The organism is Aurantibrevibacter litoralis (genome assembly GCF_034651555.1).
GTDB classification, from domain to species: domain Bacteria; phylum Bacteroidota; class Bacteroidia; order Flavobacteriales; family Flavobacteriaceae; genus Aurantibrevibacter; species Aurantibrevibacter litoralis.
Window position 1 is genome coordinate 18,309 of record NZ_JAYEEQ010000016.1, and the last position, 16,264, is coordinate 34,572.

A 16,264-nucleotide genomic window follows, 5' to 3' on the forward strand; every position below is an offset into this window, starting at 1 on the left:
TGCTTGAGCAGATTCTTTATAGATCCTAATAACAATAGATTTTGTTAAACTTACAGCCAACGCAATCGATTGTTGATATAATTGTATATTTGTTTCAGTCATCGCAATAAACCCGATTAGCATCCCAAAATGGTAGTAAAACTTAACTTTTTAAGAAGATATTTAAAAGCGTACACGCTTATTTCAATACTTTTTTTAGCTTACAATGTAAAGGCGGAAAATGGGTATGACTTATGGCTTCGGTACCATCCCATAGAGGATAGTGCATTGCGAGAAAGATACAAGGATCTCATTACTGATATTTCCATTAAAGGCGAAAGTGAAACCCTCCGCATTGTCCGTGAGGAAATTCGAAAAGGGTTAAGTGGTCTTTTAGACGGCTCGTATACCACATCTGGTACTTTCAATGTGGATGCTTCCTTGCTAATAGCAAAGAAAAATGATCTTACTACACCGCTTCGTAAAGATAATGACCGGAAATTATCAGAACTTAAGAATGACGGTTTTTTTATTTACAGCCGTCAAACCAAAACAGGTACGCAACTCATAATTACCGCAAACAACGACATAGGACTTTTGTATGGGGTCTTCCACTTTTTACGCCTACTTCAGCAACATAAAGCGCTAGAAAATCTTGCCATTCTAGAAAATCCGAAAATTAATTTGCGTTTACTAAATCACTGGGATAATTTAGACAGGACTGTAGAACGCGGGTATGCCGGATTTTCCATTTGGAATTGGCACACCTTACCGGATTATATAGACCAACGATACATGGATTATGCACGCGCCAATGCCTCTATTGGGATTAACGGCACTGTGTTAACTAATGTAAACGCAAATGCCTTAATATTGACACCGTCCTATCTGCAGAAAGTAAAAGCACTGGCCGACTTATTTAGACCCTACGGCATAAAAGTATATTTAACCGCACGATTTTCGGCTCCCATAGAAATTGGTGGATTAGCAACTGCCGATCCCTTGGATCTTGAGGTTAAAGAATGGTGGACCAAAATAGCCAAAGAAATTTATACCTCAATCCCAGATTTTGGCGGTTTTGTGGTGAAGGCAAACTCCGAAGGACAGCCGGGGCCTCAAAATTATGGTCGTAACCATGTAGATGGTGCCAATATGCTTGCCGATGCCCTTTTGCCATTTAAGGGCGTTGTTATGTGGCGCGCTTTTGTGTATTCCGAACACGATCCTACAGATCGTGCTAAGCAAGCGTATAGCGAATTTGTTCCCTTTGATGGTTCTTTTCGAGAAAACGTAATTATTCAAGTAAAAAATGGCGCTATCGACTTTCAGCCCAGAGAACCCTTTCATCCCATGTTTGGTGCAATGCCCAAAACTCCGTTAATGATGGAGTTTCAAATTACTCAAGAATATTTAGGCTTTAGTACACATTTGGTCTTTTTGCCTAAATTATTTGAAGAGGTTTTGGATGCCGATACCTATCAGAAAGGAAAAGGTGCTACTGTGGCCAAAGTTATCGATGGTAGCTTGCACAATACCAAATTATCGGGAATTGCGGGTGTAGCCAATATTGGAAATGACATAAACTGGACAGGACACATTTTTGCTCAGGCCAATTGGTATGGTTATGGTCGTTTGGCTTGGAGTCCCGAACTGAGTGCGGATGTTATTGCTGATGAATGGCTGAAGGCTACCTTTACTAATGAAGATGATTTTATTGTACCGATGAAAAACATCTTGTTGGAATCGAGGGAAATGGTAGTAAATTATATGAATCCACTAGGATTACATCATATTTTTGACACCGGGCACCACTACGGCCCAGGGCCATGGGTCGGGAACCTTTCCAGGCCGGAATGGAACCCCACGTACTATCATAAAGCCGACAGTATGGGTATAGGCTTTGACCGTACCGCCTCAGGAAGCAATGCCGTTTCTCAATACGCTCCGGAAGTAGCTCAACTATTTTCTAATGTAGATTCGTGTCCAGAAGAATACCTATTGTGGTTTCACCACTTACCCTGGAATTATACACTTAAAAACGGGGAAACACTTTGGAATGGGATGGCTTTAAAATATCAAGAAGGCGTAAATCAAGTGCGGGATTTACAACACACTTGGGAACGCATGAAACCCTATGTAGACTCAGAACGTTTTGCATCCGTTACACAATTGATAGCCATACAACTCAAAGAAGCCATTTGGTGGAAAAATGCCTGTATGCTCTATTTTCAGGAATTTTCAAAACAAGATTTTCCTAAGGAAATGGAAAAACCCGATGCTACATTGGATTATTATAAATCATTACAATTTCCATTTGCCCCTGGCATTAGGCCAAGGTGGGACTAACACAATCGTAAACTGACCAACACATAAAATGAACGTTAAAATTGCAATTGTAACGGGGTGGTACTAAAACAAAAATTCTCTTATTCCCTTTTCCAAACCATATAGCTCTGCCATACCTTTTGCTCTGCCTATCAAGGAATAACCACTATAAAATTCATCTTGCCTATTTTTATCGTCCAGCAGCACATGACCGTGATCCGGCCTAATAGGTATAGCCACATCTCCCTTTCCGCTCTTATGCCTTTGCAACTGTTCCATAAGAATCTGTTTCATTAATTTACCCATAGGGATGGAACCATCCAAATGAGAAGCTTCGTAAAACGTTTCATTTTCTAACCTCTGAATATTTCTAAGATGAATAAAATGGATCTGCGAACCAAAATCCGTTATTATTTTTTCAAGGTCGTTAGCGGCTATGGCTCCTAAAGAACCAGAGCAAAAAGTTAAGCCATTTGAATCTGAAGGGTAACAATTCATCACATATTGTAAATCCTCATGCGTGGAGACAATACGGGGAATACCAAAAACAGAAAATGGCGGATCATCCGGATGAATTGCCATCTTAATCCCTAACTTTTCCGCTTCCGGAATAACAGCGTTTAAAAAGTACGACAAATTCTTCTGCAACGCCCTTTTAGATATTTTACTAACCTCATCTAAGTTGGTTTTGAATTCCTTTAGAGGAATTGTGTCCTTAGAACCGGGCATACCTGCCAAAATAGCATTTTCCAAAGCCTTCCTTTCGGGTATGCTTAGTGTCTTGAAATACGTATGGGCCTTTAATCGCATTTCATGATCATAAATACCTTCGGCTTCGGATCGTTTCAAAATATATAAGTCGAACGCTGCAACTGCAATCGGATCGTACAATAAACTAATAGCTCCGTTGGGAAGTGTGTAACTCAAATCTGTTCTTGTCCAGTCAATGAGTTGCATGAAATTATAACAAACAATAAAAATATCGTTTGCTGCTAAGTTATGTAGTGTATCTATATAATTGTTGATATACTTATCCCTTTCTGGAAAACCATATTTAATAGCCTTATGAATATTAACACTTTCCACAACAGACCATTCCAAACCATGTGAAACTATCTCATCTTTAATATTTTTTATAGTCTCATGAGGCCAAACTTCTCCTATCGGTATTTGATGGCATGCGGTTACAATCCCTTCAACGCCTATTTCCTTTATATCGTTTAATGATACCCCAAAGTTAGATCCAAACCATCTGAAGGTTTTCTTTAAATAAGGCATAGATGCCTTTATGCTGTTTCCCATTGTAAAAATCTACTTTAAATCATGCACTCGTTATACCCCGGAAAAAGAACTAAAACCCCCATCAACCTCATAAACGCTACCCGTAACAAAAGAAGAAGCGTCGCTAAGCAAATAATGGATCATTCCGTTCAATTCTGAAGCATCTCCAAAACGTCCCATTGGTGTTTTTGCAAGTACCTTTTTTGATCGCTCTGTATAGGATCCATCCTCATTTGTTAATAGTTTTCTATTTTGATTTCCGATAAAGAAACCGGGAGCTAGCGCATTTACCCTTATCTTATCACTAAATTTAGAGGCCAATTCATGCGCCATCCATTTGGTAAATATTTCGATACCCGCTTTAGCGATAGAATACCCTAATACTCGTGATATAGCTTGATGCGAAGCCATTGATGAAATATTTATAACCGATCCATAGCCTTGTTTGGCCATCAACTCGCTAAAAATTAAAGTTGGAATAACAGTGCCCCATAGGTTTAATTCTACTGCTTTTCTTGAATCTTCAATTGTAATATCAAAAATACTTTGTTCAGGAGTTAAGGTAGCTCCTTGTGTATTACCTCCCGCAAGATTAATAAGACCATCTATGGTTCCAAAGTTTTTTAAAATGGTTTGCTTTACGGTCCTTAATTCCTTTTCATTCATTACATCGCCCACAAAAATATGAGCCCTATTTGGAGCCTTAACGTTGAGCATTTCTTGTGTTTCTTCTAAGCTATTCAAAGACCTCCCTAAAAGGATTACATTGGCACCATTTGAGATGAGATATTGTGATATAGAACTACCCAATACCCCTGTTCCCCCGGTGACAACATATAATTTACTCTCAATTGACGAAAATTGATTCATAAGTGTACATGCTAGAATTGAAAATTAAAATAAAATGGAACAAATATCGCAGGATTTTTTAGATAATCCCAAAATTAAACTAAAGGAGTCCACCGGGTTCGGTAGCCCGGCAAACTCCCTTTCAACTAAACAACTAACTCAATTATTCGTAACCCAATTCGTATTAAACGATTATTTACTGTTTTTGCTCACGAGCTATTTTAAAGGCTTCCACAGTCGTGTAATATTTACTCAGCATATTTGGCACTTCCCAAACCGGAAGTGCACCCTCATTAAGATACTGTAAATAGTTTTGAGTGACTTGCGCAAAATGGGCTTCATGTCCAATATGAAACGCGTCCGGTATATTTATGCGCCACATAGTATCCGAAATTTGTACCGCCGATGTGCCGGGAAAATTAGTTGCTATCACCTCGTTGAGTGCTTCATCTAGCGCCATTGAAACAGATTCCGTATTTTCTTTAAAATTAATATATAAGGTAGGCTTGTAATTTTCTGCTTCTCCTTGCTTTATGATAAGATCACTTTTGGTACCCCGTAGCACACTATAATGCGTATCGCCGGCACCTTCGGGAGCCTCGTAATTCCATATTACGGAAACTTTGGCATGTTTTCCTTTAATGGTATAGACCATTTCTCCATTACTGTACACATTGATGTGGTCGCCATCGCTATCCTTATCCAAAAATTCTGGAAAATCGGGTAACCCCGTTACTTTGGTAAATTCATCCTTGCGCACCGTGGTAGCCCAACGCTTGGCATGTATCATTTTTATGTCTGAGGTGTCTATAATTTCATTGGGAAAGAGCTCCCACTGTACCAAATCTACAAGGTGCGTTGTTACGTCTACAATGCCTTCCCCTTCTTCATTTACATCGAAGAACCAAGCGGGACGCACCAAAGGTTTTCCCGAAACTTGTTTGTAAAAATGGTGTACGCTTTCCTTGCTAATGGCCGGTTTGTCCGGGCTGCCATCTATAAGTGAACCAAAAACAGACGGAATGCCTGAGAACGCCTTCTGAAGCATCGTTGTAGCCTCAAAGCGTTCGGTCATTATATCGTAAATGAACACACCTTTTTCATCGGCAATTCGAAAGGCCTCTGACAATTTTTTAAATCCTTCCGGATGTATCACCAGCGGTTTGTCTGCATAAACATGTAATCCTGCGCGGACAGCCTCCAATATATAATCTATTTTTTTTGCATTTTTTCCTGCTACTACCATCACATTCCCTGCCTTATTTGAAATCATTTTATCCAAATAATCTGCACCTATATAAAGAACAGGTTTCCAATTCGTTGGTGCATCCATCCTTGTATTGTATTGTGCAATCTTATCCAAAAAGTCGTCTACCTCAGGGCCTTCGGGGGCATACACGTAGATGGTATCATTTACATTAGGGTAAGCTGTTTTTTGCACCAAAGCGGCATGAAAATGACCCGGATCTAGGGTCATAAAGGTTATGTTTTTTGCCGGGACAGATTCCGCACTAGGTTCCTTTTCTTTTTTTGTTTGACACGAAAGAATAACAGCTAGAGCGAATATATAAACAAGTGGTTTCATGAAGGGTTTTATAAAAGTCTTCCTTAAATTGGATGCGCATTAAAACGTAAGGTAATCTGTACCATAGGGTCGTCTTTGTTCCCTGCTAAGCAGGGCATTGGCCTCCTCATCGTTCACAAATTGTTCGGCCACCGGATCCCATTCTAACTTCCTTGAAAACTTCATTGCAATATGACTTATTAAACATACGGAGCACATCTTGTGCGCTATATCTACCGGCGATATTGTGGTTTTTTTAGATTTTATGCAATCTAACCAATTGCCATGATGATCTTCACTTTGGTATAAGTGTATTTCGTTCTCGCCAATCGTAGAAGTTAAAATATTGGGGTCGGAAGCGTCCAAGGCCTTACTACTTTTTTCTTTATCTACAGGATCTGTTGCCGTAGCGTTATAATCGCCTCTGGAAACAAAAATCCATCCCTCACTACCTTCATAACGAATACCATTAGGATATCCCCCACTTGTAAAAACGGTTATTCCGTTGGCGTATTCATGTTTCACAAAAAAATCGCCATGTACGTTCCAAAGTCCAGCTTTTGGAAATTCAGCCAAAGCTTCAACGGAAATTGGTCCGGTTAATTCTGTATCCATACCCCAAGCCGCCGAGTCGTAGTGGTGTTGTCCCCATCCTGTAATCATTCCTGCGCCATACTGTTCTAAGCGCAACCATCCGGGCCTGTCGTAGCCTGTTTGTGGATGTACTCCAATTTCAGTATAGGGCACCTCGGGTGCTGAACCTAACCACATTTCATAGTTAAGATTCGCCGGAACCGGCATGGCAGGGGCATCGGGGCCGCTGGGATCCCCGGGAAGACCAATTTTTACGGTATGTAATTTACCAATTCGTCCATTTCGCACCAATTCTGCTGCGACCCTAAATTGTGCGGAAGATCTTTGCTGGGTACCTACTTGAAAAATGACCCCGGTTTCCTGAACTGCTTTTACCAATTGCTGCCCTTCTTTTATAGTTAAAGACGTTGGTTTTTGCAGATAGATATGTTTCCCGGCCATGGCCGCTTCAATAGCGGGTTGTGAATGCCAATGATCCGGGGTACTAATAATTACCGCATCGATATCTTTGTTTAAAAGTAGTTCCCTGTAGTCTCCGTACATTTTGGCATCTACATACTTTTTTTTACCTGTTTTTTTGAAGTAAAAATCATCTACCAATTGTTTTGTGTCCTTCAATCGATTGCTATCCAAATCGCAAACAGCCATAACTCTAGCGTCATCAAATTGCATGGTATCGGGCAAGTCATGGTAACGCCCTATTCTGCCACATCCTATCTGGCCCACATTTATTTTATTGCTAGGTGCATTCTTGCCAAAAACACTGGCAGGAACTATCGTAGGAAACGCCACTGTAGCCGCAGATGATAAAAGTGTGTTGTTTATAAATTTTCTTCGTTGCATAGGTATTTATTTTAAGGTTGCGTAATAGTAACGACTGCCGGTGTGGCAAAAGCTTGCCATTGTGCCTCTGCTTCTTCGGGGCTTAAGTCACCGTCAAACACTAGCATTCTGTATTTTAATTGATAGGTGTTATTCGGTTTAATCATCCATTCCGAATCCCGTATGGGTGAAAATTCAAAAAACATATTGGATTTTCCATCATAAAACTCGCTGGGCCATACTCTCATGGGTTCGGGATGTGCCCTGTTATTTGGATGACTCATAAACAAAATCCCACTTTTTTTTGACGGTGCCGACGACGCTCCACTGATAATACACCACCGGGCATTGGTTCCGTCTGCCGTAAAACGATCTTTCCCCTCAGAGGTTAGTACGGAACTATTGTCTGTATGCCATTTTTCTGTGGCTCTAATACCGATTCCTCCACCGTACCTGTAGGCTTCAAATAAAATCCCCGAAGCCAAGGGAGTACTAAAGGTACTCGTATAATCAATGATAGTTTGGTTTTTATCATTTGCGGTATCCCATACTTTAATTTCTAAATCTTCGTTTAATGCAATTTTGTTTTCGGGTAACGCCCCAAAATCTACATGGTGCTGTGTCGCTGATATTGCTGCGTATACAGGTCCAGATTGGAGATTGGAAAACGCATCAAAAATAACAGTACCTTGTCCTTCCCCTAAATTCCAAAAATCTACCGATCGCTCCTCAATCTTAGTTTTCGTCCAAGGCCCCCAAATACCGTAATGGTGGTAATGATCCGGTGGATTTATTCTAGTTAGCGTGTCGCCACTGGGAGACCAAAGCGGATGGATATATCCCGATTTTTGGAATAACGAGTCTACTCCATCCGGCGGATAGTTCATTTCAAAACGATACGACAGCACCGGCTTGTTCTCCCTATACACGGTAACATTTCCCTTCTCTTGGGTATATGTAAGGGCACCTTTGGTTGCGGGCGGACTTTGAGTGGCTTTTCTGAGTACATACTCCGTTTTCTCTTGAGAATTTGTAGTATGTGGTGGAATAAACCAAAGGCTTTTTCCATGAAGCGTGTCTATCTGGAACGGAATTGCAACTTCTTTTCCTTCCTTTTTTTGCACTAACACTACTTCTTTTGTAAAATCTCCCGAGTACAGCCCCTCAATATTCACTTCCACAGCTTGCTGTAGCCGCACATCCGGATTTTGTTTTACCGAAATATACATTAAATCTTCTTTATCGGGATTACATGCATATTGCAATAGCCCGATTAAAATAAGTATCTTAATTTTTTTTAAATACATTTATCTATAATTAAACAATTTTAACGATTCTCTAAAATACACAATTAAAAAGAAACGAAATAATTAAGGTTCGGGATCTGGAATTGTAGTTAACGGTGGAATATTTCGTTCCGCACCCGGATAGCCAATATTTTGGTTTATAATACCTTGTGTATTTGCATTAATAGCCGGTGCCGGTATAGGCCATAATACATGAAACGGACTCATGGTGTATTCGTCACCGTGTATTGTTTTAAGTCCAAGATTGTAGAAATCCGTAACTTCCATAATTCTATCGAACCAGAAATTCTTTTGCGAAAAGTTGTCTAGACTATAACTTTGACCATTATAGGCTGTTCTTCCCGTTTTTGCAAAAATATATGCAATCCGCGTAAGTTCAGTCTTTCTTGGTTCTTCATAATACAGCTCTCTTACTCTTTCGTCTAGTATATAATCTATATTTACATCGGCACCGGTGATTTCATCTGCTCCTGCTCTTCTTCTAACCTCATTAATGTCATTGGCAGCGGCACCCGTATTGCCCAGCCAAAAATAGGCCTCAGCCCTCAACAGATATGTTTCTGCGAGCCTAAACACATACCAATCTCCATTACCTCCTCTTGGTCGAGTTTGTAGTGGATCTGGAACTTTAAATTTATAATGGGGAAATCCATACCAATTTCTAATGGTATCTGATGCCAATGGAGTACCATCTGGCAACTTTAATTGTAAATTTTGTCCAAAAAATGGATTGCCGGACGCCTCCAAACTTGGGGCATTATAGACCAAATCTTCCATATCTATCCAGTTGCCTTTTTTATGGCGCAAATCATTGTTTGCATCTTTCCAAATGTCTTTTGTACTGTATCTTGTGCCTCTATTTCTTCCTATGCCCCGGCCAAATTCTGAAACCTGATCTATAGTAATACCGGGCGCATCTGACATTCCGTTTTGGCCATCTGGCGTATTGATAAAGCGCCACCAAAGTGGAACAGCCTGCCTTTGAACTTGGGTTCCTCCATCAAAATCGCCATTGCCTTGAAATCCTAATCGATCGATTACATTTAGAATAGTTTCGGTATTTCCCGGGATACTCTTGTTTTCTACTCTATGCAAATCCCATGTTACATCCTTAGTTGGATCATTGGCGTCTATACCAAACCTCGATGTCATTAAAGAGTGCGTACCTCCATCGATAATAAGCGATGCTGAGGCGATAGCCGCTTCAAAATCAGTGAGTGCAAGATTTACTTTAGTTAGCAAATGTAATACGGCAGCCCTATTGACTTCTCCTATATTTGCCACTTCTTTTACTAGAGGTACGGCAATGTTTAAGTCCTCTTGAATCTTTCTTAAAATCGTTTCTCTAGAAGTTGATACAAAATCTAATTTTGGTGAGGTAACTTCTTCTAAGATTAATGGAATATCACCAAATTGATGGGTAAGTCTATAATATCTATACGCTCTATGAAACAAAGCCCTTCCAAGGATATCATTACGTTGCTCCACGTTTTCAAATTCAGCATCGTCCAGTCTCCCAATTACCGTATTTGCAAATTTTATTCCTTCATAAAATTGACTCCAATACCATCCGATGCGATTCCAGTCTGCACTATTGAGATTTGCATCAGGAAGAATTAGCAAATTGAGATCTTGGGCAGGACCGGTCTTGTCTGTGGTTCCTTCGACAGCCACCTCAGAAAATAAATTTTCCGTAATTATAGGTGCTCCATCACCAAAGAATTCGCCGCGCAGATTCGATGCTGCACTTACTAATAGTCCATTTAAACCCTCAGGAGTGTCTAATGCATTAGAAGGTGTTAAAAAAGATTTGGGTTCCTGTTCTAAAAAATCTTCACTACAAGATAGCACGGACAATATAAAAAGTGACGATATCACTAATATCATCTTCGGATAGAATTTATCATTATTTTTCATTGGTGTATAATTTATTGGTTTACAAACTAATATCAACTCCTAGCGTAAAAAATCTTGGTGTGGGGATACGACCGTCTCCAATATTTGCAATACTGGTACCCTCGGGATCATACAGGTCCCAATCTGGAGACCATACCGCTAAATTTCTTGCATTAGCATATATTCTTAAACTTGAAAGCGATAGTTTATCCGTAATCGATTGCGGAAAGCGATACGCTACTGTTACATTATTAAGACGAACAAAGGAGCTTCTTCTATATATATTAAAAACAGCACTACCATCACTTGAAAATAATCTAGCATACTCATTGCTGCGGTTTTCTGGTGTCCAAAAAGGTGTTTGAAGTGAATTGACACGATCTATGAAGCCATTACGATTTTTAGCTTCATTAAAAACTCTTTTCTGACCAAGGGAAGAATAGACCTCAAAAGAGAAATCTATATTCTTAAAAAAAGTAAACGTGTTAGCCATAGCCCACCTGTATTGAGGAGCTATATTTCCTTGAAATATTTTGTCTTCGTCTGTAAAAACACCATCTCCATTTCTATCTATCAACTTAAAATCCCCAGGGAATAAGCCAAATTGGGCCGCTTGGTCTGCTTCTTCTACCTGCCAAACACCATCTACCTCAAAATCCCAAATTACATCAGTAGCCTGGCCAATAAACCTTCTATTGGTAATATCATCGAGTTCATTCCCATTTTCATCCAAATCACCGAAAAGTTTGTTTATTCTGTTCCTATTTAAAGAAAAATTAAAATTAGTACTCCAAGTAAAATTTTCCTTAGTAACATTTCTTGTGGTAACTGCAATTTCCAAGCCCTTATTTTGAATTTCCCCCAAATTTGTAAATACCTGATCAAAACCTATAACGCTAGGCAATTGGCGGGTTACTATAAGATCGTCCGTAACATTTCTATAGGCATCTATGGCGCCTTCAATCTTTCCTTGGAAAAGGCTAAAATCTAGTCCTAGGTTAACAGCTCTGGTACGTTCCCATTGGAGATCATTGTTTTCCTGAGTCCGGTTGTTAAGGGTAGCCACAGGAAAGACGTTGCCATTGCCATCGACGTTGAGATACTTTCCTCCTGAAAGTTCGGATTGCGCCGCATACCGACCAAGCCCTCTATCATCGGAGAGGTTTAGAAAAAGATCGGCATTAATAGTGGTTGCCCTGCTTCCGCCGAAACCCCTGTTTCCATTTTCACCGTAAGAGGCACGTAACTTTAAAAAATTGATTACGGATGAATTAAAAAAATCCTCTTCTGAAATAGACCAAGCACCCGATATGGACGGGAAATACGCCCTCTTATTATTCGTTCCAAATGCAGAATAGCCATCTCTTCTCAGTGTTGCGGTAACTAAGTATTTAGAATCATAATTATAGCTTAATCTGGACATAAAAGCATCACCAGTACTCTCTTCATCATCAGTGAAGGCTGTTTGCACAACACCGGATTGAAGACTGCTAAACCCTAAAGAATCATCTGGCTCAAAAGTATTGGCTCTGGCATCTGTGATAAACGTTTGGAAATTTTCCGCGTAGAGCAAAAACGTATAATTAAATGTATGTTTTCCAATGGTTTTATCCCATCTTAAGATATTATCTAATTGCCATTCTGTTGTTTTTTGATTCCATCTTTGTGAGGAGCCAACATTATTATTTGGGCTAGCTTGTGAAGAATGGTTGAAATACTCGAAAAAATCTAAACGATTGGTATAGCCTATTTCATATGAAAACCCAAGCGGTAGTTTTACCTTAGCATAGATTCTTGAATTAAAAGTATGTTCGAGGTCTACTCTATCATTGAAAGTACGGCGCAGAAATGCATTAGTTGCTCCTGCCCCGGGATCTCCCTGCGGGCTTAGTGAAAGGTTTCCATCGCTGTCAAACTGAGAGCCCCAGGGAGAAGACAAAAATACCTGACCCCGATCCGCCGGAATAGACCCCTCATCCCTTTTGGCGAACTGCACATTCATACCCACCGTGAGAAAATCGTTAATCTTAGCATCGAGATTTAAGCGCGATCGTATGGTTTCAAATTTTTCACCTACCACTATGCCTTCATTTTCTGTTCTACCAACGGACCAATAATAATTAAGACCTTCCTCTCTTCCTGAAATACTCAAATTTACGTCGTTTCGGAAACCAGTTTGCATAATTTTATCATACCAATTAATACTGTTTCCTGCTAGAAAATTTTCAATTTCAACATCTTGGAAGCCAATCCTATTTAACCAAGCTCGTGTAGGATCGCCCGCTGAACCATCGTAGGCAAACCATTGTTCTAGGGTTACTCCAGGAGGTAAATTATTAGGGTTGTCCCATCTTCCAGGAAAATTCGCATTATCTACATTGATACTTTTAAATACATCTGTACGCCAATCTACATAGCCTTCTGCACTATAAGGCTTCTCTTTATTCGCCTCCGAAGCAATACCTACACTACTGTTAATAGTTATCACTGGTTTTTCGCTTGAGCCTCTTTTAGTAGTTACCAAAATAACCCCATTGGCTCCCCTAGCACCATAGACAGCAGCGGAACTAGCATCTTTCATCACATCGAGTTTATCAATATCGGCAGGGTTAATATCTGACAAATCTCCATTATAGATGATACCATCTACAACAATCAAAGGACTAGAACCCGCATTTAAACTGTTATTTCCCCTAATTTGTATATTACTCACACCTTTGGGATCAGCTGAAAACCCAATACTTAAACCAGCCACATTGGCCCGAAGGACATCAGTAACCGAATTCGTCGATTGATGAGATATGGCCGCCGCGTCTACTTGTGCAATTGCTCCTGTTAAGTCTTTCTTTTTAACCGCCCCATACCCTATTAGAACAACTTCGTCTAATTGAGAAGCACTTGCGATCATAACAGCATTAATCACCGACTGTCCCGAAATATTTATTTCTTGCGTTTCATACCCGATAAAGGTAAAAACAAGTGTTGCGTTGGCGTTAGATACTGTTAATGAATAGTTGCCATCAAAATCCGTAGTTGTCCCGTTGGTTGTACCCTTTTCAATAATAGTAGTTCCAGGGAGTGGTCCACCAATATCTTCCGTAACTGATCCTGTAACCGTGTAAGGTTGTTGCGCTTTAGCGGATAAAAACGTAAGCATCGTTGCCATGGCAAATAGCAAAAGCTTACTGCCAAAAGTTAAGCCTGAATTTTTCATAAAGTGGTTTTAAGTTTGATTGTTTATAATTTGAAAGTTTCTGAGAAAACTGTCCTATCTAAGAGTTAATTATTTTAAGAAGTATACCTCCTACTTCTGTTAATGTTTGTTTAAAATCATAGGCGATTAGGTTGGTTCGTTAAAAATGTATGTTAAATATTTCCTGTATGCTTAGGATTTTCAAATAAATAAAAAAATTAACAATGAAACAACCGATTGCACAATTATTTTAAAAATTTAACAATATGATGTATTCAAAAATCGATTTGTTGTATACTAAAAGCTTATGTTTTCTCAATTTGATAAAAATATTGATAAAAATGCTGGTATTTTAAGATTTTTATGCAATATTTGTGCAACAAAATTTGCAATAAAGATACAATGTCAGAGAAAAAAGTAACCATATATGATCTAGCGCATAAGCTAAACGTTTCGGCCGGAACAGTTAGCCGAAGTCTTAACAATCACAGATCCATTAGTCAGAAAACCAAGGATCGGGTATTAGAAATGGCTCGTGAATGTGGCTATAAAGCCAATAAGTTTGCCGCAAATCTCCGCAACCAAAAGACCTACACTATTGGCATTATTGTACCTAGGTTAAATTCCAATTTCATGTCTACCATATTAGCCGGCATAGAAAAAACAGTGAATGAATCAGGTTATAATTTAATTATTAGTCAATCCCTAGAGTCCATGGAAAAGGAAAAGCTAAATGCTAAAACCTTATTTGACAGTAATGTGGATGCCTTATTGGTTTCCTTGGCGTATGACACTGTTAATTTTGATCATTTCATTCCATATTTACAACATAAAGTTCCAATTATATTTTTGGACAGAGTTCATAATTTAGCAGATTGTTCCACGATCATTATTGACAACCAATTGGCTGGATTTGAAGCTACGGAACACTTAATTCTTCAGGGTTGTACTAAGTTGATGTACATAGGAGGTAATCTAAAGCGAAATGTGTATGCAGATCGTTATTTGGGTTTTAAAAGGGCTTTGGAAAAGTATGGTATAGTACAACAGCATCAGGATATTATAGAAACAGATCTTAATCCCGAACGAAGCAAAGAAGTTATCTCGCAAATCTTATCTTTAGGGGTTCCTATTAATGGGTTATTTGTAGCCAATGATGCATTTGCGGCGGGCTGTATGAAGGCATTAAAAAAAGAGAAGTATACCATACCTAAAGATATTAAAGTAATCGGATTTAATAATGACCCAATATCCAAATTGGTAACCCCATCATTAAGCACTGTAAATTATCCTGGGTTCGATATGGGGATATTGGCCGGACAAAGCGTTATTAGCCAATTAAACGGCAGCATTGATTTTCAGCCGGCAAATTCTATTGTTTTACGCCATAAATTGATCATAAGAGAATCCTCTAGCTATTAAAAACCGAAAATTATGAAAAAATTAGTTCCAATTTTGTGCAGTACTATCTGTTTGTGTTTTTTCCTGAATACCCTAAGCGGACAGGGATTAGAAGCTTTCAAAGTTTCAAAAGAGTGGGTAACGCAAATTGAACAACTTGCGCCCATAACCCCAGCAAAGGATGTTGCAACCAAAAAAAAATTCCTTATTTTTTCACTCCATACGGGATTTGAGCATTGGGCCATTCCACATACCGAAAAGGTAATGTCGCTTCTGGTAGATAAATCTGGGATGTACACTATTGATGTTTCCTATAATATTGCATCTTTTACAGCGGAAAATTTAGAAAAATATGATGCGGTTATCCTAAATAATAATTGCTCTATTGGTGATAAAAGAGATCTTTTTTGGGATGTAATAAAAAATGACAACACCTTGTCGGAGCGTGAAAAATTGGATAAGGCGGCGCAACTCGAATCCAACCTCCTAAATTATGTTGCTGAAGGACATGGGCTAATGGTTTTGCACGGTGCTATAGTGATGCAGAATAAGTCCGAAAAATTTGGTGAAATGGTGGGTGGAAGTTTTGATTATCATCCTAAACAACAAAAAATTCAAGTGAATATCGTGGATCCCGAGCATCCACTAACCAAAGCCTTTCAAGGTGAAGGTTTTGAACATATAGATGAACCTTATTTTTTCAATAATGCGTATTTTGATTATAATTTTAGACCATTGCTTTCTATGGAAACAAAATCCTTAAGTGGTCTTAAAGAAGGCGTAGCAGTTAAAGACCCAATAAAGTATATTTCCTGGATAAAAAAATATGGCAACGGTCGTGTATTTTATTGTTCCCCATCCCATAATGCCCAGAGTTATGAAAATGAAAAATTATTAGGTTTTTTATTTAACGGGATGCAATATGTTGCGGGTGACCTACTATGTGACGACAGTCCCATGGAAAAATGAGATCGTACCAGTTACACATTTTACTTAAAATGAATAAACAGATCCTTAAATATTAAAAGTTATGCTTTTCAGGAATCGTTGCCA

At 39.1% G+C, this 16,264-nt stretch carries 10 protein-coding genes; 3 read left to right on the forward strand and 7 right to left on the reverse strand.

All coding sequences use genetic code 11. From position 1 onward, the window contains the following. Window positions 1–129 precede the first annotated feature (129 nt). Window positions 130–2,325, forward strand: a complete 2,196-nt coding sequence (locus tag U1E44_RS12705; protein WP_322931471.1) for an alpha-glucuronidase family glycosyl hydrolase — start codon at window positions 130–132, stop codon at window positions 2,323–2,325. A 63-nt stretch (window positions 2,326–2,388) separates the two neighbouring features. Here the strand turns inward: U1E44_RS12705 and uxuA are convergent, their stop codons facing one another. The 7 genes from uxuA to U1E44_RS12740 all read right to left on the reverse strand — a co-directional run bounded on the left by uxuA (window position 2,389) and on the right by U1E44_RS12740 (window position 13,831). Continuing rightward, complete coding sequence (uxuA, locus tag U1E44_RS12710) at window positions 2,389–3,606, reverse strand: mannonate dehydratase (RefSeq protein WP_322931472.1); 1,218 nt, start codon at window positions 3,604–3,606, stop codon at window positions 2,389–2,391. A gap of 30 nt (window positions 3,607–3,636) precedes the next feature. Continuing rightward, entirely contained in the window at window positions 3,637–4,455 is an 819-nt protein-coding gene (locus U1E44_RS12715; protein ID WP_322931473.1) for an SDR family oxidoreductase, read from the reverse strand. Between the two features lie 175 nt (window positions 4,456–4,630). Beyond that, window positions 4,631–6,019, reverse strand: a complete 1,389-nt coding sequence (locus tag U1E44_RS12720) for a putative oxidoreductase C-terminal domain-containing protein (RefSeq protein WP_322931474.1) — start codon at window positions 6,017–6,019, stop codon at window positions 4,631–4,633. A 39-nt stretch (window positions 6,020–6,058) separates the two neighbouring features. Beyond that, entirely contained in the window at window positions 6,059–7,435 is a 1,377-nt protein-coding gene (locus tag U1E44_RS12725) for a Gfo/Idh/MocA family protein (protein WP_322931475.1), read from the reverse strand. Window positions 7,436–7,446: 11 nt separating this feature from the next. Then, complete coding sequence (locus U1E44_RS12730) at window positions 7,447–8,721, reverse strand: DUF6807 domain-containing protein (protein WP_322931476.1); 1,275 nt, start codon at window positions 8,719–8,721, stop codon at window positions 7,447–7,449. 63 nt (window positions 8,722–8,784) lie between these two features. Further along, the gene (locus U1E44_RS12735; RefSeq protein WP_322931477.1) at window positions 8,785–10,608 is read right to left on the reverse strand and encodes a RagB/SusD family nutrient uptake outer membrane protein; all 1,824 of its coding nucleotides are present in this window, start codon (window positions 10,606–10,608) and stop codon (window positions 8,785–8,787) included. 49 nt (window positions 10,609–10,657) lie between these two features. Beyond that, entirely contained in the window at window positions 10,658–13,831 is a 3,174-nt protein-coding gene (locus U1E44_RS12740) for a SusC/RagA family TonB-linked outer membrane protein (RefSeq protein ID WP_322931478.1), read from the reverse strand. Window positions 13,832–14,212: 381 nt separating this feature from the next. Here U1E44_RS12740 and U1E44_RS12745 point away from each other — a divergent pair, with 381 nt between their 5' ends. Both U1E44_RS12745 and U1E44_RS12750 read left to right on the forward strand, forming a co-directional pair. Beyond that, entirely contained in the window at window positions 14,213–15,232 is a 1,020-nt protein-coding gene (locus tag U1E44_RS12745) for a LacI family DNA-binding transcriptional regulator (RefSeq protein WP_322931479.1), read from the forward strand. A 12-nt stretch (window positions 15,233–15,244) separates the two neighbouring features. Beyond that, entirely contained in the window at window positions 15,245–16,180 is a 936-nt protein-coding gene (locus tag U1E44_RS12750) for a ThuA domain-containing protein (RefSeq protein ID WP_322931480.1), read from the forward strand. Window positions 16,181–16,264 lie beyond the last annotated feature (84 nt).

Excerpts from the sequence above, each read along its gene's own strand:
- U1E44_RS12705 (WP_322931471.1), top strand. The coding sequence starts at position 130 with ATGGTAGTAAAACTTAACTTTTTAAGAAGATATTTAAAAGCGTACACG.
- uxuA (WP_322931472.1), bottom strand. The coding sequence starts at position 3,606 with ATGGGAAACAGCATAAAGGCATCTATGCCTTATTTAAAGAAAACCTTC.
- U1E44_RS12715 (WP_322931473.1), bottom strand. The coding sequence starts at position 4,455 with ATGAATCAATTTTCGTCAATTGAGAGTAAATTATATGTTGTCACCGGG.
- U1E44_RS12720 (WP_322931474.1), bottom strand. The coding sequence starts at position 6,019 with ATGAAACCACTTGTTTATATATTCGCTCTAGCTGTTATTCTTTCGTGT.
- U1E44_RS12725 (WP_322931475.1), bottom strand. The coding sequence starts at position 7,435 with ATGCAACGAAGAAAATTTATAAACAACACACTTTTATCATCTGCGGCT.
- U1E44_RS12730 (WP_322931476.1), bottom strand. The coding sequence starts at position 8,721 with ATGTATTTAAAAAAAATTAAGATACTTATTTTAATCGGGCTATTGCAA.
- U1E44_RS12735 (WP_322931477.1), bottom strand. The coding sequence starts at position 10,608 with ATGATATTAGTGATATCGTCACTTTTTATATTGTCCGTGCTATCTTGT.
- U1E44_RS12740 (WP_322931478.1), bottom strand. The coding sequence starts at position 13,831 with ATGAAAAATTCAGGCTTAACTTTTGGCAGTAAGCTTTTGCTATTTGCC.
- U1E44_RS12745 (WP_322931479.1), top strand. The coding sequence starts at position 14,213 with ATGTCAGAGAAAAAAGTAACCATATATGATCTAGCGCATAAGCTAAAC.
- U1E44_RS12750 (WP_322931480.1), top strand. The coding sequence starts at position 15,245 with ATGAAAAAATTAGTTCCAATTTTGTGCAGTACTATCTGTTTGTGTTTT.